3 protein-coding genes are annotated in these 2,513 nt (G+C 45.4%); 1 reads left to right on the forward strand and 2 read right to left on the reverse strand.

What is annotated here, in order from left to right; all coding sequences use genetic code 11:
* Positions 1–108 precede the first annotated feature (108 nt).
* Both istB and istA read right to left on the reverse strand, forming a co-directional pair.
* Positions 109–834, reverse strand: coding sequence for an IS21-like element helper ATPase IstB (gene istB / locus PSU78_RS08885; RefSeq protein WP_300387167.1), 726 nt, complete (start codon positions 832–834; stop codon positions 109–111).
* The gene (gene istA / locus PSU78_RS08890) at positions 821–2,323 is read right to left on the reverse strand and encodes an IS21 family transposase (RefSeq protein WP_300387169.1); all 1,503 of its coding nucleotides are present in this window, start codon (positions 2,321–2,323) and stop codon (positions 821–823) included. The genes istB and istA overlap by 14 nt, the downstream gene beginning before the upstream one ends.
* A 95-nt stretch (positions 2,324–2,418) precedes the next feature.
* Here istA and PSU78_RS08895 point away from each other — a divergent pair.
* The coding region (locus PSU78_RS08895; RefSeq protein ID WP_300387171.1) for a DUF3299 domain-containing protein at positions 2,419–2,513 on the forward strand (95 nt) is incomplete at its 3' end.

The raw sequence follows: 2,513 nt of genomic DNA on the forward strand, positions 1-2,513 counted from the left end.
TTCGCTTTGCTGAGTACGACTTTTACGGTGCTTAAAACGGTAAGATTCATTTCCTTGTCAATGTTAGTTTAAAAGTGCACCACGATGTCAGTGCAAAAGTGCACCAGTTTAAGACCTATTTTTAAAGCGATAAGAGTCATTACCTGTTTCAACAATATCGCAGTGATGCACCAGCCTATCAAGTAAAGCCGACGTCATCTTTTCATCTGCAAATAGCTTACCCCATTCAGAGAATGCTAAATTCGTCGTGATGACGATACTAGTCTGCTCATGCAATTGGCTAATAAGATGAAATAACAAGGCGCCACCTTTCTGGCTAAAAGGTAAATAACCTAGTTCATCTAATATCACCATGTCGTATTTGCTCAGTTGCTGCGCCAACTTATGTTTCTGCTGATCTTTATCAAGTTCTAGTTGATTGACTAAATCCAGTACATTGTAAAATCGCACTCTTGCACCTTTAGTCGCGGCATCAATCCCTAACGCACTTGCCAAATGCGTTTTACCTGTACCAGGCCCACCCACAAAGATAATGTTGCGCTTATGTTTGATATAGTCGCCATCAAGGAGTAAATCAATGCTGGGTTGATGCACAGGAGACTGCTCAAACTTAAACATCGCCAGTGACTTATGTTGCGGAAACTTCGCTTGTGTAATACGATATTGCACGCTGCGACACTGACGCTCAGTGAGTTCAGTTTGTAATAACCGGCCAATAATGTCTGAAGTCGAGCGCTTACGCGCAATGCCATCGGTCACCACTTCATCCCAAGCGTCGCGCATAGCGCCTAGTTTGAGTTGCTCTAGCAATGCAATACATTCATGCCGTTGCATATTGAGCTCCTGAGCTAAGCAAAGTGTCATAACGTGCTAACTGTGCTTGTGGTGGCATACGCAAGGGCACGTCATAGCTCATGATGGTGGGAATCACAGGCTCTTTGAGGCGATGAATGATATTGAGAACCGCCTCTACGGTTGGCATGTCTTCCTTCAACGCAATAGCCGCGGCGGTCACGCCTATTTCTTCACCATACTCAGCAATCAAGCTTAATAGCTTGACCATGGCGCGATCGCCCTTGGGTTGTTTGAGTAAATGTTGCTGAAGGGTTTTAATCGGCTGCGGTAACGGCCAGTGCAAGAATGGCTCGCCATTACGTAGCGCACCAGGTTTACGCTGTAGTGCTGATAGATAATGCCAAGGATTATAAGTCGTCTGCTGTTTATCAAAACTGCGTGGGTGCCTGGCTACTTCTTGCCCTTCGGCAATGACTTTTATTTCACTGGCACTGATATGCAGTTCAACATTACGTAACGCATACTGGCACGGCACACTGTATTTGTGTGCATCAAAGCCCACCAGCGCCAGTGAGTTAACACGTACCCATTCGACACGGCAACCTTGATAGAGGTTGCATGGTGTGAGGATGCGCTGCTCTTCAGCAAAGCGTGTTGCTACTGTGGTGCTCTTATCATCAGGGTGAGGTGCTGTGAGTATACGATCTTGACATTGCTGTAGTAAGAACGCATTGAAGTCCTGCCAGGTTTCAAAAGACAGCATTGGCTCAAATATTTGTTTACGTAGCGTGCGTACTTGACGTTCCACTTGGCCTTTCTCCCAGCCAGAGGCTGGTGTGCAGGCAACAGGTTCAATCATATAGTGATTCATAAGCCCTAAGAACTGTGCATTAAATTCACGCTCCTTACCTACACCAATACTTTTAACAGCGGTCTTCATGTTGTCGTATATACCCCGTTTTGAGACGCCACCAAAGTAGGTGAATGCATGGTTGTGCGCATCAATCAGCATTTCCATCTTCTGGTTGGGGTAGGCGCGGACAAAGAAAGCGCGACTGTGGCATAAGCGAAAGTGAGCTACCTGTGTTTTTTGCACCACCCCAGCAATCTTGATGGATTCTGTACTCCAGTCAAATTGATAGGCATCGCCTATGGCGAAATGCTGAGGAATGAATACGATTGGGTTGGTTGGGCTTTGTGCATTGAATTGCCTAACATAGGCCGAAACAGAACTGTAGCTACCTTGGTAGCCACAGGACTTGAGCCATTCATAATGACGGCACGCTGTCATACGTTTTATTTTAGGCTGTGTTTGCGCTTCAGTGAGTCGTAAATCAAGACTCGCTAAATAGACCCCCAGCTGAGGATAGCGCTTAGCTGGTTTCTGGTAAGACGGGACTACGGTTTGTTCAATGTGTTTTTTAACGGTTCTGCGATTTAAGTTTAGCTTTAAGGCAATGGCACGAATTGAAAGTGTTTCTTTGTAATACAGGCGCCTTATCTTGGCGATGGTTTCCATACAGATCATCCTAGGTGAGCCTCGCAAAATTGCGAGAGTTTATCAACTCCTAGGGTGGTGCACTTCTACACGCACATCCCTAAGAGATATGGTGCATTTTTGCACTGAAATTAACAGATATGCAGCATGTTAAACAATTTTTACTAGTCCCTTATTTTGGTGCTTGTATTCATGCACCTCCTCCACCTAGCAACCAAGT

Origin of the sequence: Methylotenera sp. (assembly GCF_029945705.1) — a bacterium.
In the GTDB taxonomy this organism is placed as follows: domain Bacteria; phylum Pseudomonadota; class Gammaproteobacteria; order Burkholderiales; family Methylophilaceae; genus Methylotenera.